The organism is Acidovorax sp. SRI_002, from assembly GCF_057586455.1.
This window is the reverse complement of sequence record NZ_JBYCZW010000009.1, coordinates 217306-240503: the sequence shown is the minus strand read 5'-3', so window position 1 is coordinate 240503 and position 23198 is coordinate 217306. Positions and strand designations below refer to the sequence as shown.

Below are 23198 nucleotides of genomic sequence, written 5' to 3'. Positions count from 1 at the left end.
AGAGCGGGGGGAAGGCGCGAAGCGACTCAGGGGGGTGTTCTCTGGTTCACAGGAACATGCCGCCCGACGCCTCGATGCGCTGGGCATTCACCCAACGTGTGGCCGGTTGCAGCAGCGAAGCGACCAGCGGGCCGATATCGTCCGGCACGCCCACACGGCCCAGTGCCGTTTGCGCGGCCACAAAGGCGTTGAGCTGGGCGTTGTCGCGCACCGCGCCGCCGCCAAAGTCAGTCTCGATGGCGCCCGGGGCCACCACGTTCACGGTGATGCCACGCGGGCCGAGTTCTTTGGCCAGGTAGCGGCTCAGCACCTCGATAGCGCCCTTCATGGCCGCGTAGGCGGCGTAGCCCGGCAATGCGAAGCGGGCCAGTCCCGACGACAGGTTCAGGATGCGGCCGCCATCGTTCATCAGCGGCAGCAGGCGCTGCGTGAGGAAAAACACGCCCTTCAGGTGCACGTTGACCAGCGCATCGAACTGCGCTTCGGTGGTTTCGGTGATGGGCGCATGCACGCCCATGCCCGCGTTGTTGACCAGAAAGTCAAACCGCTCGCGCTGCCAGTGGCTGCGCAGGGTTTGCTGCAGCTGCGCAGCGAAGGCTTCGAAGCTGGCCACATCGCCCACATCCAGTGGCAAAGCCACAGCACGGCGGCCCAGCTTTTCGATGTCGGCCACCACAGCCTGGGCTTCGGCGGCCTGATGGCGGTAGGTCAGCACCACGTCGATGCCGCTGTGTGCAGCGGCCAGCGCTGCGCTGCGGCCCAGGCCGCGGCTGCCGCCGGTGATCAAAACGACGGGGGTGGGGGCTGAAGAAAGGGATGAAGCGCTTGTCATGGCAGGGGCCTTTGCAGTGTCTGAAGCCCGGTCACACTGCGTGACCGGGGCTGGAGATGAACTTTATTGGAGTGCCAATCAAAGATAAACCATGCAAAATATGATTCATTGTCCATCCACGAAGAACAATGAACCCTTTAGACCGCATGCAGATCTTTGCCCGTGTGGCCGAGCTGAGCAGCTTTACCCAGGCTGCGCAGGTGCTGGGCCTGCCCAAAGCCAGCGCCTCTCTGGCCGTGCAGCAGCTGGAGGCCCACCTGGGCACGCGCCTGCTGCACCGCACCACGCGGCGCGTGCAGCTGACGCAAGACGGGCAAGCCTTTTACGAGCGCTGCAAGGATCTGCTGGATGACGTGGACGAGTTGCAGGCCATGTTCCAGCAGCCCGACGGCACTGCGCTGCGCGGGCGCGTGCGCATTGACATGTCCACCGGCATTGCCCGCCAGCTGGTGCTGCCTGCGCTGCCTGATCTGCTGGCCCGCCACCCGCTGCTGGAGGTGGAGCTGAGCAGCACCGACCGCCGCGTGGACCTGGTGCGCGAGGGTTTTGACTGCGTGATCCGCGTGGGCCCGGTGGCAGAACCCGGGCTGGTGGCCCGCCCTCTGGGCCTGGTGCGCGTGGCCAGCTGCGCCAGCCCGGGCTACCTGGCGCGCAAGGGCACGCCCCAATCACTGGCCGACCTGGCGCAGCATGACCTGGTGCACTACGTGAGCACGCTGGGCACCAAGTCCGCCGGATTTGAAACGATGGGCGACGACGGCAGCCCGCAGTTTCACCCCATGGCTGGGCGTGTCACCGTCAACAGCGCCGAGGCCTACCTGGGCGCCTGCGCAGCAGGGCTGGGCCTGATCCAGGCGCCTTTGCTGGGCGTGCGCGAGCTGATCGATCGGGGGCTGATGGTGGAGGTGCTGCCGCACCACCCTGCCCCGCCCATGCCGGTGACGCTGATCTACCCCCACCGGCGCCACCTGCCCCAGCGTGTGCGGGTGGTGATGGACTGGCTGGCCGCAGTGGTGCAGGCGCATCTGCAGAGCGAGGCCCATGGCGCACCTGCCGCCGCATGAAGGTTTCGCGCGGCGCTTCGACTACGCGCAGTCAATGGTTTCCAGTGGATTGAGACCGAATCGACAGCTATTAATTGAATAGCTACTAGCGCTTACTGGATAAGCGCTAGAGGCCAAAATCACTTAAAAGTCACATGAACAGTGTCATCGCAACCCTCACCAAGTCCCGCCCAGCCTCACCCGGTGAAGCGGTACACGATGGCCCCCTGCACCACGTCGCCCGGCGCCAGCCAACGCACCGGAAACCCTGGCTGGTTGGGCGCATCGGGATACTCCATGGGCTCCAGGCAGATGCCGTCGCCCGGCTGCCATAGCCAGACGCCCTGCTCTGCGCCCCGCCCCAGGTCGCGCACCGGATCAGCCTTGAGGCCGTGGCCTGCGTAAACCTGCACCCCGGGCGCGGTACTCCATACCTCCATGGTGCGACCAGTGAGGGGCTCGCTCAGCAGCGCCGCAAGACGCAGGCCTTGCGAGGGCGTGACGGGTGACACCGGTGGCGTCCGCACCGCGCCCTCTTCGTCCCACACATGGTCATCCAGCACCAAGTAGTGGTCCAGCCCACCCGCCAGCGACAGCTGTTCGCTGGGCTCCGCCACGGCGGCACCCACGCTGCGGGCTTCGCGAAGGTCGAAAGGCGTGGCATCTACAGGCTGCACCAACCCGCTAGGACACACATCGGCCGCCAGCGGTACATAGCGGCTGGCGGGCACTTGCAGGGTGTGGCCGTGGGTGCTGCCAGCACCCGCCAGGTTGAAGAACGCATGCCCGGTGATGTTGAGCAGCGTGGGGGCGTCCAGCGCCTCGCCCGTCCACGCCATGTGCAGCGCGTTGTCGGCCGTGATGTGCAGGCGCAGCTGCAGGCGGAGCATGCCGGGCACGCCGTCGTCCTCAGTGCGAAAGGTGTGGCTCAGGGTGAGCGCATCGGCCTGCACGTCATCCACCGCAAACACCCGAAAGCGGCTGCCCTTGGGCCCGCCATGGTGGTGGTGGGGGCCGCTGTTGGTGGGCAACTGCCGCTGTGCGCCATCGGGCAGAGTCAACAAACCACTGCGCAACCGCCCGGCCCAGCGGCCTATGAGGGCGCCCATGGAGAGTTGCCCGTCCAGGTAGCCCTGCAGGCTGTCGTAGCCCAGCGCCACATCAACGAGGCCGCCCTGCCCGTCGGACACCGCCACTTGCACCAGCCGTGCGCCATAGTTGCTGACGGCCACCTGCAGGCCACCAGCACCGCGCAGGGTGAAGAGGTCAGTCGGCTGGCCGTGAAGCTCTTGCTGAAACGCTTTGCGTGAAAGGGAATAGGCCATGGCTGCGAGTCTATTTGGTGGCGGATGCAGCGGGAGCATCGCGCGTGACCAGCCAGATGCCCCCGCACACCAGCACCAGGGCCAGCAGGTTCTTCCACTCCAGCAGCGCCTCGCCCAGGAACAGTGCTGACAGCGCCGCGCCGAAGATCGGCACCGTGAAGTTGAACACCGTGACCTGGCTCACGCGGTTGTGCTTGAGCAAGATGCTCCACAGCGAGAACGCGGCTGACGACAGCAACGCCAAATACACCAGCAGCAGGGCCGAGCCCCAGGTGAAGCCCGCCAGCGAACCACCCAGGCCCCAGCCAATGGCCAGCAACGCCACGCCGCCAAGCCCCAGTTGCCAGCCCGTCATCACCACCGAATCCATGCGCTGCGACACCTGCTTGCCGTAGATGCTGGCAGCGGCCAGCACGAAGGCGGCAATCACCACAAAGCCTTCGCCCAGCAGCGTGAAGTCCATGTCCAGCGTGCCGCGCCCCAGGTTCACCACCATCACCCCCGCAAACCCCACCACGCAGCCCCACAGCTTGGCGTGGCTCAGGCGGTCGTTGTGATAGACCCAGTGCGCAAGCAACACGCTGAAGAACGTGCCGGTGGCATTCATGATGGAGCCCTTGACGCCCGTGGTGTGCGCGAGGCCCACGTAGAAGAACACGTATTGCAGCGTGGTCTGCGCCAGGCCCAACACCACCAGTTGCCTCCCGGCCGCAAGACCCAGCCCCCAGATGGCCTTGCGCGTGGCCACGGCCCAGGCCAGCAGGATCAGCCCCGCACCCAGAAAGCGCCAGCCTGCAAACACCAGCTGCGTGGGAATGTCATTGCGGGCGATGCCGAACCAGGCGTAGCCGGTCTTGATAGCGGGGTAGGAGCTGCCCCAGAGCAGGCAACACAGCAGCGCCAGCGCGATGACGACCCTGGCGTCGGAAAAACGGGGATGTCCCATGTGAGTTCTTGGTCTCTCTAGTGAAACAGCCCGTTCAAAGACGGGCTGTGAGGGGGAGGCTTGCAGCCCCAGGACGCAGCCAGCAAGACCACCGTTTCAGTGATCCGTTGCGCTACGCGCCACCACCAACGCATGCAAAGGGCGCAGCCCAGGCACGGGCGGCCGCGCAAGGGCCGCCCCACCGCGGATGCGGCGCTTTGCTTGTGTGCGCTGGCTGCGTCCCCCTCCCGTGGCGCGCAGCGCGTAGAGAGAGGGGGAAGGCGCGAAGCGACTCAGGGGGTGTCACTTCAGGTCACCGGCGCGGGATTGAACAGCACCAGCGCGTTGTGCAGCTTCCAGTGCTCCGCCCAGGTCTTTTTGCGGCCACTCGCCACGTCGAGCAGCAGGTGGAACATCTCCCAGCCCAGCTCTTCGATGGTGGCCTCGCCGTCGGCGATCTTGCCCGCGTTGATGTCCATCAGGTCGTGCCAGCGGCGCGCCAGATCGCTGCGCGTGGCCACCTTGACCACGGGGCATTCGGCCAGGCCATAGGGCGTGCCCCGGCCGGTGGTGAAGACATGCAGGTTCATGCCCGCAGCCAGCTGCAGCGTGCCGCAGATGAAGTCGCTGGCGGGCGTGGCGGCGTACACCAGGCCGCGCTGGTCGCGGCGCAGTTTTTCGCCCGGAGCCAGCACGTGCGCAATGGGCGCGGTGCCGCTCTTGATGATGGAGCCCATGGCCTTCTCGGCGATGTTGGACAGGCCGCCCGCCTTGTTGCCCGGCGTGGTGTTGGCCGCGCGGTCCACGCGGCCGCGGTCCAGGTAGCGGTCGTACCAGCCCAGTTCGCGCACGATGGCTTCGGCCACTTCGGGCGTGGCGGCGCGGCTGGTGAGCTGCTCCACGGCGTCGCGCACCTCGGTGTTCTCGCTGAACATCACCGTGGCACCCGCGCGCACCAGCAGATCGGCGCAAAAGCCCACGGCCGGGTTGGCGGTGACGCCCGAGAACGCATCGCTGCCACCGCACTGCACGCCCAGCACCAACTCGCTGGCCGGGATGGTCTCGCGGCGGCGGGCGTTGAGGCGTTCGAGGTGCGGGCGCGCGCTTTGCACGATGTGGTCGAGCATGGACATGAAGCCCACATGCTCGTCGGCCTGCAGGCACACCGTCTCGGGGCCCAGGGCAGCGTCGCGCTCGTCGGCGATGGGGAAGCTGCCCGGGGGCAGCAGGCGGTCGGGCTGCAGCTTTTCGCAGCCGAGACTCACCACCATGACCTCGCCCCCAAAGTTGGGGTTGAGGCTGATGTTGCGCAGGGTGCGGATGGGAATGATGGCGTCGGGCGCATCAATGGCCACGCCGCAGCCGTAGGTGTGCTCCAGGCCGATCACGTCGTCAACCTGCGGATACAACGGCAGCAGTTCGTCTTTGATGCGGCGCACCGCCAGGGCCACCACGCCCGCCACGCACTGCACGGTGGTGGTGATAGCCAGGATGTTGCGCGTGCCCACCGAGCCATCGGCATTGCGATAGCCCTCGAAGGTGTAGCCTGTGAGGGGTTCGAGCACCGGCGGCTTCACCGTGGCCATGGGCAGGCCTTCGAGCGCGCGGGCCGAGGGCATCTGCAGCAGGCGCTCGTGCACCCAGCTTCCCGCCAGGATGGCCTTGAGGGCATAGCCGATGGGCACGTTGTAGCGGCGCACCACATCGCCCTCGGCCATGTCCTGCAGCGCCACCTTGTGGCCCTGGGGCACCTTGTCGCGCAATGTGATGCCCGCGCCTGGCACGCCGGGTGGCAGCACCGTGCCGGCAGGAAGGCCTCCGTCGTTGGCGACGATGGCGACGTTGTCATCCGGGTGCATGCGGATGGTGAGGGCGGGTCGGTTCAGGTCGTTCACTTCAATTCCACTTCTGGGTTCTGCACCGCCAGCGTGGGGCTGGCGGCGCGCACTCATCCGCCCGATTTCAGCACCAGGTCCGGCAGCCACATCGAGAACTGGGGCACATAGGTCACGAGCATCAGCGCGACGATGAGCGCGCTGTAGAACGGCCAGATGGTCTTCATCACTTCACCCACGCTGATACCTCCGATGGTGCACCCAATGAACTGCGTGGTGCCCACCGGCGGTGTGTTCAGCCCGAGCGCGCAGTTGATCAAAATCACGATGCCGAACTGCTCCGTGCTCATGCCGAACTGCTGGCAGATGGGCAGAAAGATCGGCGTACAGATCAGGATGGTGGCCGCCATGTCCAGGAACGTACCCAGGATGAACAGGATGATGTTCACGCACAGAAAGATCACCCAGGGAGAGGTGCTCATGGACTTGAGGGCGTCGCCCGTGAGTTCGGCCACGCCGTACAGGCCGATGAGGTAGCCGAACATCGACGAGATGCCGATCAGCAGCAGCACGGTGCCCGTGGTCTTGACCGCCTTGGAGGCGGCCTTGAGAAACTGCTCGCGTGTGAGTTTCTTGTAGACGAACACCGACAGCAGCAGCGCCCAGATCACCGCCACCGAGGCGGACTCCGTGGCCGTGAACGCCCCCGACAAGATGCCAGCAATGATGATGACCACCACCGCCAGCCCGGGAACCGATGCCCGGAACGAGATCCACACGATCTCCCAGCCGGGGAACGTGCCCGCAGGGTAGCCGCGCTTGACGGCCACGAGGTAGGCAGCCAGCAGGTTGCAGACGGTCAGCAGCAACGCAGGCACGATGCCGGCCAGGATCAGCGCCGCAATGCTCACCTTGCCGCCAGCGGCCAGCGTGAAGATGATCAGGTTGTGCGACGTGGGCATGAGCGCGCCCACCAGCGAGGCGTGCGTGGTCACGTTCACCGCGTAGTCGGCGTGGTAGCCCTCTTTCTTCATCTGCGGGATGAGCACGGCGCCCATGGCAGACACGTCGGCCACGGGCGAGCCCGAGACGCCGCCGAACAGCGTGCAGGCAAGCACGTTGCTCATGCCCAGCCCGCCGCGCACATGGCCGGCCACGCTCTTGGCAAACACCACGATGCGGTCGGCAATGCCGCCGTACATCATGATTTCGCCCGCGAAGATGAAAAACGGAATCGCCAGGAACGAGAACGGGTTCATGCCCGAAATCATCTGCTGGAAGCCGACGGCCAGCGGCAGGCCTTCATACAGGATGGTGGCCAGCGACGACAGGCCGATGGAAAACGCCACGGGCACGCCCAGCAGCAGCAGGAGCGTGAAGGTCACGCACAGAATGGTCAACGCCATGATGGTGGAATCTTTACTGGAACATTAGGGTGCGGAGGGACGCATGCAGGGACCGCTTCGGTCATCTCCGCACGGCGCATGAAGCGGGCGTGACCCCTGCCAGGGCAGCCGAGCAAGGGCCGCCCCGCAGCGAGGGCTGCGTCCCTCTGCCCGCATGGCGCAGCCATGCGAGAGCGGGGGGAAGCGCCGCAGGCGCTCAGGGGGGTGTCGTTCATCTCAATGCCAGGCGGGCTCGACCTCTGTGCCGCGGACCAGGGCGATGATGTGCTCCAGGGAGAACATCGCCACCAGCACGCCGGCGAGCGCGGGGGGAACGTACTTGAACGCTTCGGAGATACCGAGCGTGGGAATCTTGTAGGGCGCCACGGACTCGGCGAGCACGCCGCAGTTCCATGCCATGACCACGCCGAAGATCAGCACCAATACGTGGATCACGATTTCCAGCTTGTGGCGCAGCCAGTCGGGCGCGAGCACCAGGAACGATTCGAGGCCGATGTGCCCCGCATCGCGCACACCTACGGCCATGCCCAGCATGGTGACGTATAGCACCAGGAGCACTGCACCACTCTCGGCCCAGGTCGGTGTGTTATTGAAGATATAGCGTCCAATGACCTGGTAGAGCACGGCGCAGACCAGAAGCACCAGCCCCGCCACTCCCAGCTGCAGACAAGAGCGCGCAATGAAGGCGCAAAGACGCGTGTACATAGAGAACATTCAGAAGACGGAAAGAGGGACCTGCCGCAGGACACACGGCCCTGCGGCATGGAATGCCAGGATTACTGCACCGCGTCGATGCGCTTGACCATGTCCTGGAGCTTGGGGTCCTTCAGGAATTTGTCGTACACCGGCTTCATCGCCGTCTTGAAGGCGACCTTGTCGATTTCGACGATCTGCGCCCCCGCAGCTTTCACCGTGGCCAGGGACTTTTCTTCACGCTCGTCCCAGATCTTGCGCATGAAGCCCACCGATTCCTTGGCGGCAGCGCGGATGGCCTTTTGCTCGTCGGCGCTCAGGGTGTCCCACACGCGCTTGCTGAACAACAGGATCTCGGGCGCCATGGAGTGCTCGGTCTTGTTGAAGTACTTGGCGACTTCGAAGTGGCGTGAGCTCTCGTAGCTGGGGTAGTTGTTTTCGGCGGCGTCCACCAGGCCGGTCTTGAGCGCGGTGTAGACCTCACCAAACGGCATGGGGGTGGCGTTGGCGCCCATGGCTTCGAGCAGGGACACCCACAGGTCGCTCTGCTGCACGCGCACCTTCAGGCCCTTGACGTCGGCCAGGGTCTTGACTGGCTTCTTGACGGTGTAGATCGAACGCGCACCAGAGTCGTAAAACGCCAGGCCCACAAAGCCCTGCGATTCGCAGTCCTTGAGAATCTCGTCGCCAATCGCGCCATCAAGCACCTTGCGCATGTGCTCCTTGTCGCGGAACAGGAAGGGCATGGTGGGCACCATGGTGGCGGGGCAGATGTTGTTCATGGGGGCGACGTTCACGCGCGTCATGGCGATGGCGCCCAGTTTGGTCTGCTCGATGGTGTCCTTCTCGATGCCGAGCGATCCCTTGGCGTAGACCTTGATGCTGTGCTTGCCGCCCGTGGCTTTGGACAGCGTCTCGCCCATGTGGCGCACGGCCAGCACGGTGGGGTAGTCCTCGGGATGGATGTCAGACGAGCGGAATTCCGTGGCCTGCGCGGCCAGGCTGCCGAGCAGCATGCTGGCGGCCAATGCGACGCGGCCAAACAGATGGGGGATTTTCATGGTTGTCTCCTGGGTTGAATGTGTTGTGAATGGGGAGAGTCCCGGGGCCTGTTGTCCTCAGGCGCTCCGATAAGGTGTTTCTGGCAACCCCGCCACGCCTGGGCGGGTGGCAAAAATGGCGCCGCCCAGCGCCACGTCATCGCCCTGTGGCTGCCCGGGGCGGATGGAGGTGATGAACAGCACGTCCAGCCCCGGGCCGCCGAAGCTGCACATCGAGGGCTTGCTGGTGGGCACGGCGATGGACCGGTCCAGGCGGCCGTCGGGGGTAAAGCGATGCACCACGCCAGCGTCGTTGCCGCAGATCCAGTAGCAACCGTCTACATCCACCGCGCCGCCGTCGGGCCGGCCAGGCAGATCGCGCATGTCCACGAACAGCGAACGTTGGCCCACCGATCCATCGTCGTGCAGAGGCAACTGCCAGATCTGCTGCACGCTGGGGTGGCTGTCGCTCAGGTACATGGTCTTGCCGTCGGGGCTGAAGCCCAGCCCGTTCTGCGTGACCAGGCCCTGCACTTGTGGTGCAGACAGGCCGTGCTGCGCATCCATGCGGTACAGACTGCCAGCAGCCTGCGCCAGCGACATGTCGCGCACCATGGTGCCCGCCCAGAAGCGCCCCTGCCGGTCGCAGCGGCCGTCGTTGAAGCGCATGCCGGGCTGGGGGTGATCCACACCTGCAAGCAGCGTGGCAGACAGCAGGCCGCCGGGCTGTGGCTGCAGGTGGAACACGCCAGTTTCCATGCCCGCGATGAGCCCTCCCGTCGCATGCAACGCGATGCAGGCGGGCCGCTCTTCGGTGTCCCAACTTTGCACCTGCTGGTCAGCATAGGTCCAGCGGTGCAGCTTGCGGCCTTCGATATCCACCCAGTAGAGAGCCTGCTCGGCAGGGCTCCACACGGGGCTTTCGCCCACCTGGTCGCGGTGATCGGACAGCAGCAGATCCATACGAGGCTCCATTGGGGCGCTCATTCGAAAGGGCCGGTGCGCACGAACGGACCGCCCTGGTAGATCACGGCGGGGTCGGTCAGGTCGGGGTGCGGATCGGCGGCTTCAACCTTGGCGCGGAAGGGCTCGGAGCTGTCTTGCGGGCGGTAGCCGATGTGGCGAGCGAGCGTGTTGTCCCACCAGGTGGTGGTGTTGTCGCCCATGCCGTAGATGATGCTGTGGCCTACCACTGGCGCCGTGAGGCTGGCAACAACCAGGCGCTCCAGGTCGTCATAGCTCATCCAGGTGGCCAGCATACGGCGGTTGCGCGGCTCGGGGAAGGATGAGCCAATGCGCAGGCACACGGTTTCAATGCCATAGCGGTCAAAGTAGAACCGCGACAAATCTTCGCCAAAGGCTTTGGACACGCCGTACAGGCCGTCAGGCCGGGCCGGGTCGTTGGGGCCCACCACTTCGTCCTGGCGATAAAAACCGGTGACGTGGTTGGAGCTGGCAAACACCACCCGCTTGACGCCTTGCTTGCGCGCCGCTTCATACAGGTTGTAGACACCCACGATATTGGCCTGCAGGATGGGCTCCCAGGGCTGCTCGGTGGACACGCCCCCGAGGTGCACCACGGCATCAACGCCCTCCAGCAAGCTGAGCACGGCGCCCGCGTCTTCGAGGCGTGCGGGGCGCAGCTCCTCCCCTGCGCCTTCGTCGCCCAGGTTCGCGATATCAGACAACCGCAACGTGGTGCAGTAGGCTTTCAGGCGTGCACGCAATTCCTGGCCCAGGCCTCCGGCAGCTCCGGTCAATAACAGGCGTTGGAAACGAATAGGCGTCGGATGGCAAGGCATGGCGGTTACAAAGGCAGAGGTTCTTGGTACAGTGGCAACAGATTCCGTTGAACGTCATCAGTTGTCGTACAACGAAAAGCAATGTACCGCTTCTGCCCCCGGCGCCCCATAGGGATAACACCAAGAAATGACCACCGATACCCCGCTTCGCCGCAAGCCCCGCACCCTGGCCCTGGAGCTTGTCGAATCCCTGGGAGACCGCATCCGCGACGGCCGCCTGGCCCTGGGCGACAAGCTGCCCACCGAGGCCGCCATCATGGCCGAGTTCAGCGTGAGCCGCACCGTGGTGCGCGAGGCGATTTCCAAGCTGCAAGCCTCTGGCCTGGTGGAAACGCGGCACGGCATCGGCACCTTTGTGCTGGGGCTGGGGCAGGCGCCCGGCTTCAAGATCACCCCCGACCAGTTCAGCACCCTGCGTGACGTGATTGCCGTACTGGAGCTGCGCATTGGGGTAGAAACTGAAGCCGCCGCGCTGGCCGCGCAACGCCGCACCGAGGCCAACCTGAAAGCCATGCGCGAGGCGCTGGACGCCGTGGCAGCCGCCGTGGATGCGGGCCGCGACGCGGTGGCGGCGGACTTCCAGTTCCACCTGGAAATCGCACGTGCCACGCAGAACAGCCACTTCGCCGAACTGATGGGCACGCTGGGCAGCATGATCATCCCGCGCGCCCGGCTGGCGGCCATGGACTCGGCCAACGACGAACGCCGGCAGTACTTGCGGCGTGTCAATGGCGAACATGAAAGCATCTACGACGCCATCGTGGGCCAGGATCCCGACGGTGCACGGGCCGCCATGCGCACCCACCTGGCCAACAGCCGCGAACGTCGGCGGCGCGCGCAGGCCGAAGCGGGCTGAATCACCCCAGCCGAGTCACTCCTTCATGAACCCTGGGGAATCATGGCCAAGGTGAGACGCCCGGTTGTCCCATCAGTAGTTACCCGACAACCGAGAGGACTTCTTATGTTGTACGATGACATACAACAAAATGTTGCAATGCTTTCGCGCGGTCGGGACTGCGACGCCTTTCAAACCACCAGGAGTTGTCTGTCGTAAAGCCCTCAGCGCACATTGAAAGACATCCTTCCTGGGTGCAGCGCCAGTTTGCGCTGCGCAACCTGCGCACTCGGCATGCAACCGCCCCTTTTTTTCTCAACACCCTCTTCTTCACCACCACACCACCACCATGCATGCAAACCTGATTGGCGGCGCCTGGACTGACGGCGTTCGCACCTACCAGAACACCAACCCGTCCGACACGCGCGATGTGATAGGCGACTACGCCGTGGCCAGCCGCGAGCAGGCGCTGGACGCCGTCGCCGCAGCGCACGCGGCCTTCCCGGCATGGAGCCTGTCCACGCCCCAACAGCGCTTTGACATTCTGGACGCCGTGGGCAACGAAATCATCGCGCGCAAGGCCGAGCTGGGCGACCTGCTGGCCCGCGAAGAAGGCAAGACCCTGCCCGAAGCCATTGGCGAAGTCGGCCGCGCTGCGGCCATCTTCAAGTTCTTTGCGGGCGAGGCGCTGCGCCCCGGCGGCGAGATGATCCCCTCCGTGCGCCCCGGCGTGGGCATCGAGATCACGCGCGAACCCCTGGGCACCATCGGCATCATCACGCCGTGGAACTTCCCCATCGCCATCCCGACCTGGAAGATCGCGCCCGCGCTGGCCTACGGGAACTGCGTGGTGTTCAAGCCCGCCGAGGTGGTGCCGGGCTCCGCCTGGGCGCTGGCAGACATCCTGCACCGCGCAGGGCTGCCGGCCGGTGTGTTCAACCTGGTGATGGGCCGGGGATCGGACGTGGGCGCCGTGCTGCTGGAAGACGAGCGCATTGCGGGCGTGAGCTTTACCGGCTCCGTCGGCACGGGCCAGCGTGTGGCCGCCGCCTGCGTGCCGCGCGGTGCCAAGGTGCAGCTGGAGATGGGCGGCAAGAACCCGTTTGTGGTGCTGGACGACGCGGACCTGAATGTGGCCGTGGGCGCGGCCATCAACAGCGGCTTTTTCTCCACCGGCCAACGCTGCACCGCCAGCAGCCGCGTGATCGTGACCGAAGGCATCCATGACCGCTTCGTGGCCGCCATGGTCGAAAAGATGAAGACCCTGAAGGTGGATGACGCACGCAAGGCCGGCACCGACATCGGCCCCGTGGTGGACGACCGCCAACTCGCACAAGACCTGGAATACATCGGCATCGGCCAGCAGGAAGGCGCCAAGCTCGCCTACGGCGGCGAAGCCCTGGAGAAGAACGCCGACGGCGCGCCCGGCTACTACCTGCGCCCCGCCCTGTTCACCGAGACCACGCCCGGCATGCGCATCAACCGCGAAGAGATCTTCGGCCCCGTGGTCAGCGTGTTGCGCGCCAAGAACTACGAGGAAGCGCTGGCCCTGGCCAACGACACGCCCTTTGGCCTGGCCAGCGGCATCGCCACCACCAGCCTCAAGCACGCCACGCACTTCAAGCGCCATGCGCAAGCCGGCATGGTGATGGTGAACCTGCCCACGGCGGGCGTGGACTACCACGTGCCGTTTGGCGGCCGCAAGAGCAGCAGCTACGGCCCGCGCGAGCAAGGCCGGTATGCGGCCGAGTTCTACACCACGGTCAAGACGGCCTACACCCAGGCCTGAACCTGGCGCCGCCGCCGACGCGGCGGCGCCAGCAGCCACGGTGCTTGCCCTGCGTCAAATTGCCACAAAATCCGGCCCTGGCGCCGATGCAGAAAGCAGGAAATGCTACAATATTTATAGCAAACCGCCCCGCACCGCTGTGTGGCCGCAGTATCATCGCGCCCCATGACCGCCCTCCCACGAACAACCTTTGCCGCGCTGCGCCTGTGGGTGCTCGCATGGTTCGTGGCGTCAATGGGGGTGGCCATCGCATCTCCGCTGGTACACCCCCAGTCCATCGAGGTGATCTGCTCGGGCGCGGGCACCATCAAGCTCCTGGTGCAGACCGATGACGGCACGGTGGAGATGGGCGCCATGGGCATGGACTGCCCCTTGTGCGCCACTCCCAGCGCGCCGCCCCCCACCCCGGTAGCCTCCGTGCTGCCACCCCACCCCCTGGCCCATGCGCTGCAGCCCGTCGAGGCCGCCCGCATCGCAGCGGCCACTGCAGCGCCACTGCCCGCACGCGGGCCCCCATCGCGCTCTTGATCTGAAGCCTGTTGGCAGTACCCGGCACCTGGTTGGTCGGGCGCTGCCTTGTTCCCGCTGGTTTCCAGACCGCGCAGCCCCGCGTGCACTCCACGCGGGCCTGGTTGCGCTGTCGCCTCAAGACAAGAGCGTTTTCATGTCCCGTTCGTACTCCTCCTCCCGCCATGCTGCGTGCTCTCCGCGCCTGCCTCTTTCTCCTTCGTGCTGGGGCGTGTTCGCCACCTGCGCACTGGCCTCCCTCTCTGTCCCTGCCCAGACCACCACGCCCACGCCCACGCCCACGCTCAAGGCCGTGGACGTGGTGGACACCGCCGCATCCCCCAACGGCAAGCTGAACCTGGACACACCCGTGGACACCGGTAGCCGCCTGGGCCTGACGGTGCGCGAGAACCCCGCCTCCGTCACCGTGGTGGACCGCGCCACCATCGACGCACGTGGCGCACAGGACACGCAGGAAATCCTGCGCGCCGTGCCGGGCGTGGTGGCGCACAACGCACCGGGCTCCATGTCAGCGCACTACCGGGGGTTCACGTCCAACTCGGTGGCCCAGCTGTACAACGGCATCAACCCGCAATACGGCAGCGCCACGCGCGCGGTCGACAGCTGGATCTATGACCGCGTCGAGGCCATCGGCGGCACGTCGAGTTTTCTGTACGGCTCGGGCGGCGTGGGTGGCTCCATCAACTACATCACCAAGACGGCCGAGCGCAGCGACTTTGCGGAAGCGCAGCTGCGCCTGGGTTCCTACGACCTGAAAGAAGTGTCCGTGGGCCTGAACCGCCGCATTGCGGGGGGCGATGGCAGTGCAGGCCCTGCCCACTACGCGCGCATCGACCTCAACCACCGCAACGCTGGCAGCTGGACCGAAGGCACCAAGACACAGTCCACCCAGCTGGCGACCTCGCTGCTGTCGGACCTGGGCGGAGGCTTCAGCCACACGCTGGCCTACGAATACCAGAAAGACCATGTGGACCGGCCCTACTGGGGCACGCCAGTGCTCAACCCCGCCGTGGGCGCGCTGCACATCGACCCGGCCACGCGCTTCAAGAACTACAACAGCGCCGACGGCATGTACGAACACCGCGTGCAATGGCTGCGCTCGGTGGCGCAATGGCGCGTGTCCGATGCGCTGCAACTCAAGAACACGTTCTACGTGTACGACGCCTTGCGCGACTACCGCAACGTCGAGATCTACACCTTCAACGCGAGCAACACGGCCGTCACGCGCACGGCGCCCTACCTGCAGCGCCACGACCAGACGCTGGTGGGTGACCGGCTGGAGGGCACCTACCAAGGGCAGCTGGCAGGCAGAAGGAGCGACTGGGCCTTTGGCCTGGATGTGAGCGTGAACAAGCAGGCACGTTTCCCGTTCGGCCCCTCGGTCACCGTGAGCACGGTCAACCCCTATCACTTCTCCACCGAGAACTTCTTCGACATTCCCGGCATGTCGCCCGTCCTGAGCCCCGACAAAGACAACAAGATCACCAACACCGCGCTGTACCTGGAAAACCGCACGGCCGTGGTGCCCGGGGTGAACCTGGTCACCGCACTGCGGCACGAGCGCATCGAGCTGGACTTGGTGAACCGCCGTGCCGTGACGGCCACCGCGCCCGCCACCTTCAGCCGCAGCTACAGCCCCACCACTGGCCGCCTGGGCGTGGTGTGGGACATTGCGCCCGGTGCCAACTTGTATGCACAGGCCTCCAACGCGGCCGACCCACCATCGGGCTCGCTGGCCTCGGCCTCGTTTGCCGATGTGCGCAACAACAGCGAGCTGACCACGGGCCGCCAAGTCGAGGTGGGCAGCAAGTTCGACTTCTGGGACGGCAAGGGCAGCGCCACGGTGGCGGCCTTTGACATCCGGCGCAAGAACATCGCCTCGCAAGATCCGTCCAACCCCAACCTCACGGTGCTGGTGGGCGAGCAGTCGTCCAAGGGCATCGAGCTGTCGGCCGGCATCCGCCCCACGCCGCAATGGCAGCTGCAGGGCAACCTGTCGCTGATCCGCGCGCGGTACGAGAACTTTGTGCAGGGCGGTGTCTCACGCGCGGGCAATGTGCCGCAACTGGTGCCGCAGCAAGTGGCAAACCTGTGGGCGTCGTATGCCATCACATCCACCGTCACGGCAAGCGCCGGTGTGCGCCATGTGGGCAAGGTGTATGGCAATGCAGCCAACACCAAGTTCTGGCCGTCGTACACGCTGCTGGACCTGGGCCTGGCGTGGAAGGTCAACAAGACCACCACCCTCACGGGCCGCGTGCGCAACGCCACCGACCGCATCTACGCGGCTGAGACGCGCGACCAAGTCTACCTGGGCGCACCGCGCACGCTGGACGTGACGCTGCACACCGCGTTCTGACGCAGGCGGAGCACCAGACATGCCACACGCCAAACGCTGGCTGTACCTCGTCCACCGCTGGCTGGGCGTGCTGCTGTGCGCCTTCTTCGCCATGTGGTTCCTCTCGGGCGTGGTGATGATGTACGTGGGCTACCCCAAGCTCACGCAGGCCGAGCGCCTGGCCCACCTGCCGCCACTGCGCAGCGCAACGCTGGGCACAGAGCCTCTGCTGGAGCCCGCTGCCGCCTTGGCGCGCGCAGGCCTGGCAGGACCGCTGCAGGACCTGAGGCTCGCCGTGGCCAGCGGCGCGCGCGCGGTGTACATGGTGGTTCCCGCCGCCCCTGCCGGAGACGCCGTACCACGCCCGCGCAGGGCGCCAGCGCCTGCGGTCATCGACGCACTCACAGGCGAACGGTTGCAGCGCGTAGACGCCGAGCACGCCCTCGCTTCGGCTCGCGCCTTCGCGCAGGAGCCCGGCGCACGGATCGCACACCTGGGCACGATCGACGAAGACGCCTTCACCCACTCGCGTGCGCTCGACGTGCACCGCCCGCTGCACCGCCTGCACCTGGGCGACAGCGCGGGCACCGTGGTCTATGTGTCGGGCACCACGGGCGAGGTGGTGCGCGATGCGCCGCTGCAGGAACGCGCCTGGAACTACGCAGGCGCTTGGATCCACTGGCTCTACCCCTTCCGGGGCAATGTCTTCAACGGCTACTGGACGGACATCGTCAACTGGCTTTCCATTGCGGGCATCGTGCTCACGCTGACGGGCACCGTGGTGGGCGTGCTGCGCTGGCGCTTCCAGGGCCGGTACAAGACCGGTTCGCGCACGCCATACCGGGGCTTCATGATGCGCTGGCACCATGTGTTCGGGCTGGTGTTTGCGCTGATCACATTCACCTGGATCTTCAGCGGCCTCATGTCGATGAACCCGTGGAAGATTTTTGACAGCGGCGCCGCGCCACTGCGCCAGCAGGCCATGAACGGCGGCCCGCTGGTGCTCCCCCCGCAAGCCGCCACCGTGCAGGCTTTGCTGTCAGGCGGTTCGCCGAACACGCGGGAGCTGCGCTGGGTGCAAAGCGCGGGCCATCCGCTGGTGCTTGCGTACAGCCCGACCGGCGCCCCCGCGCTGCTCGATGCGACCACCGCCGCGCCCCACCAGTGGCCCCCAGGCGCGGTGGCCGAGGCCGCAGCGCGCCTGCTGCCCCACGCCGTGGTGCGCACCGACACGCTGACCGCCTACGACCTGCATTACTACGACCGCGCCACCCACACCATGACGGGCGGGGGCGACAAGCCCCTGCCCGCGCTGCGCCTGGTGTTTGACGACCCCCATGCCACCTGGGTCCACATCGACCCCCACACCGGCGCCGTACTCGGCCGCACCGACAGTTATCGCCGTACCAGCCGCTGGCTGTTCTCCATGCTGCACAGCTGGGACTGGCTGCCGCTGCTGGAGCGGCGCCCGCTGTGGGACATCGTTCTCATTGTGCTGAGCCTGGGTGGTGCGGTGCTGAGCGCAACGGGGGTTGTCATTGGATTGCGGCGGCTGGGCGCCAAGTTCGCATTCGCAGCGGGCCCGGCGTCGCAGCTTGCCGGACAGGGCCGCCGCAGGCGCGCCCGTGTCTTGCCTACGACAGGTGGCTGAGCCGTCATTTTTTGTTTGATACTTTTTGTTTCAAACAACTACACTGGGCTTCACCCACCGCACGTCCATCCCGGGCGTGCGGGGGCTCCATCCCTCGCAGAGATTTTCCCCATGCAACTGATCCGCACCATCACTGGCGCCGCCCTCCTGTTGGCCGCTGGCACTTCGGCCTGGGCCGCCACCGACTACAACCGCCCACCTGCAGGCGACGCGCAATACCGGCAGTGCCTGAGCTACTCTGCCACCGTCTACGAGGGTGGCAACGAGCCCAGCCCCATCAAGGGCCAAACCAAGGCCCAGGCCTGGTGCACCTGCATGTGGAACGAAACGCCCGAAGATTTCAAGGGCAACCTCGTGAAGTTCGCCGAAACCCGCAAGGGCAAGGAAACCAACAAGCTGTGCGAGAAGCATTCGGACTGGAGCGAATAAGCGCCACGGTGCAATAGACCGGTTGGCGGTTTCCCACGACAGCTGAAGTGCCCCCATGTTCGCCCAAGCTGTTGGGTTTCAATCAGTCTGCCAACCTGCAGGCCATCAAGGCACAAGACGAAATGATGGGTTCGCTGCTCGAAGTGAAGGCCTGAGCCAGCAGTGTGCAGTCAGGCGAAATTCCTTCGGCGCTGACCCGGCACCCGCAGTTCGCGCCCTTGCGTCCTACCTGCCCGTCGTAAAAGTCTGTAACCCCCTCCGCCTCATCTCCTGCGTTCCCCGCGCGCAGACCGCTCCTGATTCCATAGCTGCTTGCGCTCTCTCCACGGCCCCTGCGGCCATATTTCTTGCATTTCCCACGGCTCCCACCGGCCGGTCCCATGTAGGGGTCATTCCTAGCTAGGAACGTCCCTAGCTAGGAGCCTTCCCAGTTTCGCGCGCTGATGCCTGTAGGCACAGTCGCGCGCCATGCAAGTCGCACCCTCAGCCTCCACCTACGCCCCCGCCCCTGGCGACCTGGCCAGCCCGCCCGCTCCTGGCAGTGCATTCAACAGCTATACAGACCAGCCCCAGGACAACGCTGGCGCCTTCACCGACAGCGGCCCAGGCGGCTATGGCCAGCCCGACCCCTACGCTGACACGGCCTTGGCCAGCACCTCCCTCTTCGCCCCCACCGACCACACCCCCAGCACCACACTGGCCCTGATGGTGCAGGCACAGACCAAGCCTCTGCAGGTCACCCCGGAGAACGCAGCAGGCCTGGGCATCGACTTTGCACACACCAAGCCCCTGACCGTCACCCCGGAGAACGCAGCAGGTCTCGGTATCGACCTGGTGCAGACCAAACCCCTGCAGATCACTCCCGAGAACCCAGCCATTGGCACTGCCAGCGCCCAGGCAGCAGCCCCCAACGCCAGCCCCACCGAGGTCGCCGCCCTGGAACTGCTGCTGGCCGAGCCCGCCAACCAGGAGATGGTGGCCCAGTTCGGCCCGCCCCTGCGCCCCTTGAACACCGACACCGACGTCGGCCAAGGCATCCTCGCGCGCTTTGGCCCCGACCTGGGCGCACGCCTGACCCAGTTGCAAGAGGCGCACAACGCCGTACGCGACCAATTCCTGCAGGCCCTGGACCACGCCCAGCAAAACCCCGGCCCCGAAGTGGCAGGCAGCGAACTGATCGCACGGCACTCCAGCGGAGGCGATGCCGAGCACATCACCGAGCAGACACTGCACAGCGTCACCCACCCGCCAAGCGCCAATCAGGCCAGCGACCTCCAGGCCATCGAAGCCCAGGCGCTCGCCGCTGGCGGGCAACACCAGAACCTCTGGCGCCTGAGCGACCCCGCCGAATTCGCCAAGGCCTACGCCAGCGGCGACAGCCCCGCACAAAAAGCCTTTGCCCAACTGCACGGCAAAGAGCCCCTGCAGTTCCATTCCGCCGTGCAGCACGGCGAAACCGATGCGGGCCCCCAGATCACCCCTGCCTACTACGGCCTGGGCGAGAGCCAGCTGGTACTCGGCGGCCCCACCGTCACAGAAAACGGCAACCCCGGGCCCTGGGCTGCCAGCACCTGGCAAGCCACCCAGCTCACCCCCGAACAAAACCGGGATCTGATCAACAACGAATACCTGTGGTTTGACCCCGTCAACGGCTGGAGCACGGACCTGGCCAACAACATCCGGCAAAGCACCAGCTTCCTGGACAAAGCGCTGCCCATGGTGTTTGCAGGCGTCATGACCTTCGCCACCGCAGGCGCCTTTGGCATCACCGCCGCCAGCGCCAGCACCAGCCTGGGCCAAAGCATGGCGCTGGGCGCCATCAGCAGCGCCACCATGCAGCTGACCACCGGGGGCAAGATCGACCTGGGCGACCTGCTGCGCTCGGCACTGACCGCCGGAGTGAGCTTTGGGATGATGAACGCCACAGGCATGAACGAGCTGCTGCAAGGCGGCGATCTGGCCACGCGCAGCCTGGGCCACCTGGGCAAGGCGGGCCTGCAGGGTGTGCTGCAAGAAGCCACGGGGGGCAAGTTCAAGGACGGCCTCACAAACAGCCTGCTGGCCAGCGTGGCGGGAGAAGTGGGCAAGAGCCTGGAAGTGCAGATCGCCGAGCTCAGCAAGAACGAAGGCCTGAGCGTGCAAGAAGCCAGCATGCTGCGCCTGCTCGGCCGGGCTGCCAGCAGCGCAGTGAAGGTTGCGGGCAGCAATGACCCGGCGGCAGGGTTTGCGAGTGACTTCCTGGGCGAAGTGCTGGGTGAAGAGCTGCGGGGCGCACAAGGAAAGGGGCAAAGCCAAAGCCAGAACCCAAGCCAGGCAGGGAATGAGGGACAATCAGGAGACAGGCCCTCCAGCGACTGGGTGAGGAACCTGGGGGCCAGTGAGGTGGATGCGCAGGGGCTGGGCCTGCGGCCAGGGCTCGGAGGACAGGGGCTGCAAATCTCGGGCGAAACGCTATCGAACTGGAGCGACGAAATCGACGGCGGCATCGCCCTAAACGGCAGCATGGCCCCCGAAACGCAAGCCATCACCGAAGCAGTGGTGGGCAAGGGCCAAGGTCCGCTGGCGGCATTGGCAACGGCCGGACTGGACAAGCAGCAGCAGATAGCGGCCTACGGTCAGTTGCTGGCTAGCGGTCAGATACAGCTCAACGCGCAGGGCGTGCCCATCGTGCAGCCGGGGCAGGTGCTGCAGTTTGATCTGTCGGATACAGGCGCAGCGCAGCTGGGCGGGCGGGCCATTGCGCACGAGAGTGCGGGGCGGGCCCAGCGTGAGGCGCTGGCGGCGCAGCAGGCGGCAGAGACCTATACGGGAGCAGGCGGCGGACGGGGGTTTGTGAATCCTGCACTAGCGTCAGAGCATGGCCGCTATCCCTTTGCGGGGCGCTCCACGATTACCGACCCCAATGCTTACATTGACCCGCGCCGACGCACCATGGCACTGGCGGACATGTCGAACATGCCCGCTGAGAAATACAGCGCAGAAGAGTGGAGAGCCGCAGCCCAGGAGTACAAGCAAATCCAGGGCAAAGACTTCTCTCGTGACAGCATCTATAACGGTCTGTGGACCAAGGCGGCGCAACTGGACGCTGAAGCAGGCAAAGGGTTCAGCCGGGATGTGATCAATGACATCACAGGCTTTGCCACGTCAGAAGGGCTGCACGCGCAGGCCGGTGTGGCGATAGGCGGGGCGCTGGGTCGGGGTATTGGCAACAGGCTTGGTGGCAGCGTTGACAATGCGCTGGGGGCTGTAGGCAAGAAGCCGGATGGGGCTGTGCCTGCGGCTGGGCCGGGTGTGGGTGGTGTTTCGACCAATGGGGCCAATGGAGGGACAGCGACAGCGGGAGGTACCGCAAATGTTGCGACCTATGCTGGCTTGAAGTTGGATCTAAAGACGACCCAGGCTGCAAACGAGGTAGTCGAAAGCCTCCAGACTACTGGGAAATTGCCTCCAAACTACGTCGATAAAGCGCAAGCAGCTCAACAAGGATGGCAACCGGGCAAGGCGTTAAACAACTTTGTTCCGGGTGGACAATTGGGTGGTGATGTCTTCAATAACGTTCCACCTATCAACGGGCTACCGCAAGCTGCAAGCAGGACCTGGCAGGAAGTGGATATTGGATTGAGTAATACCATGTCCAGAAGTAATCAACCTGGCACACGGTTGCTTTATTCCAATGATGGTCTTCTGTACATAACAACTGACCACTACAAAACGGTTACGCCAATCGGTATTTGGAAAAATAGGGAAAAGCATGGAAATACTCATTGATGGTGACACGCTTGAAACGGCGAGTGATTTTCACCGAGCATTTGCGTTTGCGCTTGGAATTGAAAGTTTTTATGGTGAAAATCTTCACGCGTTGTGGGATGTTTTGAGCGCTAGTATTGAAAGGCCCGTGACGCTGACTTGGAAGCGGTCTGATAAGTCAAAACAGGCGTTAGGGGCTGACTTTGATGCAATTGTTGATGTGCTTCGACGAGTTGAGTTGCAGGATGAGAAATTTGGTTGGGCAGATAGGTTTTCTTTTGCCCTTGAATAGGTGTTGCGAATGGCTTTGTTGGGCTTTGTTGCACAAACCGCCCCCCTTGCGCGGGCAGCTCAGCGCATGAGTGAACCCCAAGGGCCAAAGGCCCGCTACAAGACCACCCACTGGACGAAGTACAACGCGGCGCTTAAGGCCCGAGCAGGCGGCTGAGATCTACATGCGATACGGAAGACGCTCTGCCAGCTATGCAGGTTTGACACCCACCTGGAGCGGCCGCATGGTCGACGTGCCAGGGGGTGGAGTGGGCGCCCTGGGCAACCCTACGGGCAGCCGTCAACTGCCCTTGCCACAACACCTTGTAGGGGCCTTGGTCAACCAGCGCAGCTCCTCACAGCAGGTCATGCTCGACGGCTTCTTTGCAAACCTGGGCACTGATGATGGGACTGGTCTCGGACATGTGCGTATGTATCTCTGACCGCGCCTTTGCCAAGACCCGCAGTCACCTCGATTGGAATGCCCTGCCCGAGCTCAATGCGCGCTTGCTCGCGACTGCTCATGCCTTTGCACCCCGCTGTCACGGGCGGCGTGTGGTGACCGCAGATGCCAGTCTGCTCATGCCCGCCCTTCGTGTCGGCCATCAGGCGCGGTTGGTCAAGGTGGACCAGCGTCTGTTTGCCCGGAGCCTGCCCAGCGCTGAGCTTTGCTTGAATGCGCGGGTGTACGGTGGTGCGAGAGCGGCAGA

At 65.2% G+C, this 23198-nt stretch carries 18 protein-coding genes; 9 read left to right on the top strand and 9 right to left on the bottom strand.

Features of this window, described 5'->3' with window-relative positions:
- Nucleotides 1-46 precede the first annotated feature (46 nt).
- A complete protein-coding gene (locus tag AC2YJX_RS23435) occupies nucleotides 47-832 on the bottom strand; it encodes an SDR family NAD(P)-dependent oxidoreductase (RefSeq protein ID WP_487257417.1) in 786 nt (261 codons plus the stop codon).
- A 128-nt stretch (nucleotides 833-960) separates the two neighbouring features.
- Between AC2YJX_RS23435 and AC2YJX_RS23430 the strand changes: the two genes are divergently transcribed.
- A complete protein-coding gene (locus AC2YJX_RS23430) occupies nucleotides 961-1896 on the top strand; it encodes a LysR family transcriptional regulator (protein WP_431150557.1) in 936 nt (311 codons plus the stop codon).
- Nucleotides 1897-2072: 176 nt separating this feature from the next.
- Here the strand turns inward: AC2YJX_RS23430 and AC2YJX_RS23425 are convergent, their stop codons facing one another.
- From AC2YJX_RS23425 to AC2YJX_RS23390, 8 genes are all read right to left on the bottom strand, one after another.
- Complete coding sequence (locus AC2YJX_RS23425; RefSeq protein ID WP_487257416.1) at nucleotides 2073-3200, bottom strand: aldose epimerase family protein; 1128 nt, start codon at nucleotides 3198-3200, stop codon at nucleotides 2073-2075.
- Nucleotides 3201-3210: 10 nt separating this feature from the next.
- On the bottom strand, nucleotides 3211-4146 hold the full coding sequence (locus AC2YJX_RS23420; RefSeq protein WP_487257415.1) for a DMT family transporter: 936 nt from the start codon (nucleotides 4144-4146) through the stop codon (nucleotides 3211-3213).
- 287 nt (nucleotides 4147-4433) lie between these two features.
- The gene (gene garD / locus AC2YJX_RS23415) at nucleotides 4434-5984 is read right to left on the bottom strand and encodes a galactarate dehydratase (protein WP_487257451.1); all 1551 of its coding nucleotides are present in this window, start codon (nucleotides 5982-5984) and stop codon (nucleotides 4434-4436) included.
- An 89-nt stretch (nucleotides 5985-6073) separates the two neighbouring features.
- A complete protein-coding gene (locus tag AC2YJX_RS23410) occupies nucleotides 6074-7366 on the bottom strand; it encodes a TRAP transporter large permease (protein WP_055394338.1) in 1293 nt (430 codons plus the stop codon).
- 216 nt (nucleotides 7367-7582) lie between these two features.
- Complete coding sequence (locus tag AC2YJX_RS23405) at nucleotides 7583-8071, bottom strand: TRAP transporter small permease (RefSeq protein ID WP_121505528.1); 489 nt, start codon at nucleotides 8069-8071, stop codon at nucleotides 7583-7585.
- Between the two features lie 71 nt (nucleotides 8072-8142).
- Nucleotides 8143-9120 (bottom strand): TRAP transporter substrate-binding protein, encoded by a 978-nt coding sequence (locus AC2YJX_RS23400; protein WP_487257414.1) that lies wholly within the window; start codon nucleotides 9118-9120, stop codon nucleotides 8143-8145.
- A 57-nt stretch (nucleotides 9121-9177) separates the two neighbouring features.
- Nucleotides 9178-10062 carry an SMP-30/gluconolactonase/LRE family protein gene (locus tag AC2YJX_RS23395; RefSeq protein ID WP_487257413.1) on the bottom strand — a complete coding sequence of 295 codons (885 nt, stop codon included), beginning with the start codon at nucleotides 10060-10062 and terminating at the stop codon, nucleotides 9178-9180.
- 20 nt (nucleotides 10063-10082) lie between these two features.
- Nucleotides 10083-10901 carry an NAD-dependent epimerase/dehydratase family protein gene (locus AC2YJX_RS23390; protein ID WP_487257412.1) on the bottom strand — a complete coding sequence of 273 codons (819 nt, stop codon included), beginning with the start codon at nucleotides 10899-10901 and terminating at the stop codon, nucleotides 10083-10085.
- Nucleotides 10902-11028: 127 nt separating this feature from the next.
- Here AC2YJX_RS23390 and AC2YJX_RS23385 point away from each other — a divergent pair, with 127 nt between their 5' ends.
- From AC2YJX_RS23385 to AC2YJX_RS23350, 8 genes are all read left to right on the top strand, one after another.
- The gene (locus tag AC2YJX_RS23385; protein ID WP_121505524.1) at nucleotides 11029-11757 is read left to right on the top strand and encodes a FadR/GntR family transcriptional regulator; all 729 of its coding nucleotides are present in this window, start codon (nucleotides 11029-11031) and stop codon (nucleotides 11755-11757) included.
- Nucleotides 11758-12085: 328 nt separating this feature from the next.
- On the top strand, nucleotides 12086-13525 hold the full coding sequence (locus AC2YJX_RS23380) for an aldehyde dehydrogenase family protein (RefSeq protein WP_487257411.1): 1440 nt from the start codon (nucleotides 12086-12088) through the stop codon (nucleotides 13523-13525).
- Nucleotides 13526-13690: 165 nt separating this feature from the next.
- Nucleotides 13691-14053 carry a DUF2946 family protein gene (locus AC2YJX_RS23375; RefSeq protein ID WP_487257410.1) on the top strand — a complete coding sequence of 121 codons (363 nt, stop codon included), beginning with the start codon at nucleotides 13691-13693 and terminating at the stop codon, nucleotides 14051-14053.
- 136 nt (nucleotides 14054-14189) lie between these two features.
- A complete protein-coding gene (locus AC2YJX_RS23370) occupies nucleotides 14190-16412 on the top strand; it encodes a TonB-dependent receptor (protein WP_487257409.1) in 2223 nt (740 codons plus the stop codon).
- Between the two features lie 19 nt (nucleotides 16413-16431).
- Entirely contained in the window at nucleotides 16432-18042 is a 1611-nt protein-coding gene (locus AC2YJX_RS23365) for a PepSY domain-containing protein (protein ID WP_487257408.1), read from the top strand.
- Between the two features lie 111 nt (nucleotides 18043-18153).
- Entirely contained in the window at nucleotides 18154-18471 is a 318-nt protein-coding gene (locus AC2YJX_RS23360) for a hypothetical protein (RefSeq protein ID WP_055402051.1), read from the top strand.
- A 468-nt stretch (nucleotides 18472-18939) separates the two neighbouring features.
- Nucleotides 18940-22239, top strand: a complete 3300-nt coding sequence (locus tag AC2YJX_RS23355) for a hypothetical protein (protein ID WP_487257407.1) — start codon at nucleotides 18940-18942, stop codon at nucleotides 22237-22239.
- A complete protein-coding gene (locus AC2YJX_RS23350; RefSeq protein WP_218301775.1) occupies nucleotides 22223-22510 on the top strand; it encodes a barstar family protein in 288 nt (95 codons plus the stop codon). Before AC2YJX_RS23355 ends, AC2YJX_RS23350 begins: the two co-directional genes overlap by 17 nt.
- Nucleotides 22511-23198: the final 688 nt, after the last annotated feature.

Excerpts from the sequence above, each read along its gene's own strand:
- AC2YJX_RS23410 (WP_055394338.1), bottom strand. The coding sequence starts at position 7,366 with ATGGCGTTGACCATTCTGTGCGTGACCTTCACGCTCCTGCTGCTGCTG.
- AC2YJX_RS23360 (WP_055402051.1), top strand. The coding sequence starts at position 18,154 with ATGCAACTGATCCGCACCATCACTGGCGCCGCCCTCCTGTTGGCCGCT.
- AC2YJX_RS23375 (WP_487257410.1), top strand. The coding sequence starts at position 13,691 with ATGACCGCCCTCCCACGAACAACCTTTGCCGCGCTGCGCCTGTGGGTG.
- garD (WP_487257451.1), bottom strand. The coding sequence starts at position 5,984 with ATGCACCCGGATGACAACGTCGCCATCGTCGCCAACGACGGAGGCCTT.
- AC2YJX_RS23425 (WP_487257416.1), bottom strand. The coding sequence starts at position 3,200 with ATGGCCTATTCCCTTTCACGCAAAGCGTTTCAGCAAGAGCTTCACGGC.
- AC2YJX_RS23395 (WP_487257413.1), bottom strand. The coding sequence starts at position 10,062 with ATGGATCTGCTGCTGTCCGATCACCGCGACCAGGTGGGCGAAAGCCCC.
- AC2YJX_RS23420 (WP_487257415.1), bottom strand. The coding sequence starts at position 4,146 with ATGGGACATCCCCGTTTTTCCGACGCCAGGGTCGTCATCGCGCTGGCG.
- AC2YJX_RS23350 (WP_218301775.1), top strand. The coding sequence starts at position 22,223 with ATGGAAATACTCATTGATGGTGACACGCTTGAAACGGCGAGTGATTTT.
- AC2YJX_RS23430 (WP_431150557.1), top strand. The coding sequence starts at position 961 with ATGAACCCTTTAGACCGCATGCAGATCTTTGCCCGTGTGGCCGAGCTG.
- AC2YJX_RS23400 (WP_487257414.1), bottom strand. The coding sequence starts at position 9,120 with ATGAAAATCCCCCATCTGTTTGGCCGCGTCGCATTGGCCGCCAGCATG.
- AC2YJX_RS23355 (WP_487257407.1), top strand. The coding sequence starts at position 18,940 with ATGCAAGTCGCACCCTCAGCCTCCACCTACGCCCCCGCCCCTGGCGAC.
- AC2YJX_RS23390 (WP_487257412.1), bottom strand. The coding sequence starts at position 10,901 with ATGCCTTGCCATCCGACGCCTATTCGTTTCCAACGCCTGTTATTGACC.
- AC2YJX_RS23370 (WP_487257409.1), top strand. The coding sequence starts at position 14,190 with ATGTCCCGTTCGTACTCCTCCTCCCGCCATGCTGCGTGCTCTCCGCGC.
- AC2YJX_RS23385 (WP_121505524.1), top strand. The coding sequence starts at position 11,029 with ATGACCACCGATACCCCGCTTCGCCGCAAGCCCCGCACCCTGGCCCTG.
- AC2YJX_RS23405 (WP_121505528.1), bottom strand. The coding sequence starts at position 8,071 with ATGTACACGCGTCTTTGCGCCTTCATTGCGCGCTCTTGTCTGCAGCTG.
- AC2YJX_RS23435 (WP_487257417.1), bottom strand. The coding sequence starts at position 832 with ATGACAAGCGCTTCATCCCTTTCTTCAGCCCCCACCCCCGTCGTTTTG.
- AC2YJX_RS23380 (WP_487257411.1), top strand. The coding sequence starts at position 12,086 with ATGCATGCAAACCTGATTGGCGGCGCCTGGACTGACGGCGTTCGCACC.
- AC2YJX_RS23365 (WP_487257408.1), top strand. The coding sequence starts at position 16,432 with ATGCCACACGCCAAACGCTGGCTGTACCTCGTCCACCGCTGGCTGGGC.